We start from the raw sequence: 313 nt of genomic DNA on the forward strand, positions 1-313 counted from the left end.
CAGCTGGCGGACCGCATGAGCGTGCTGGTGCTCGACCGCAAGTCCAGGTACGGCGGCGCCGGCGGGGCGACCGACGGCAAGCTCAACCTCTCCCCGCACGTGGGTCTGGATCTGGACGAGCTGAGGCTCTCGGAGGCCGAGGCGACCCGGTACATCGAGGCGGTGGATCGCTGCTTCCTCGAGCACGGCGCGGATCCGACCCTGCACGGCACGGACGAGGCCGCCGTGCGCTGGTGGATGGAGCGGGTCTCCTGGGTCCGGCGCCGCACGCCCAAGGGGGACTGGGACATCAGCCTGGTGCCCATACGGCAGC

Annotated in this window: 1 pseudogene; it reads left to right on the forward strand. The window is 71.6% G+C overall.

Annotation, left to right across the window (positions count from 1 at the left end):
* Positions 1-313 (forward strand): annotated as a pseudogene (locus tag D779_RS20790) (NAD(P)/FAD-dependent oxidoreductase); the annotation flags it as partial.

The sequence above is a fragment of the Imhoffiella purpurea genome (assembly GCF_000585215.1).
In the GTDB taxonomy this organism is placed as follows: domain Bacteria; phylum Pseudomonadota; class Gammaproteobacteria; order Chromatiales; family Chromatiaceae; genus Imhoffiella; species Imhoffiella purpurea.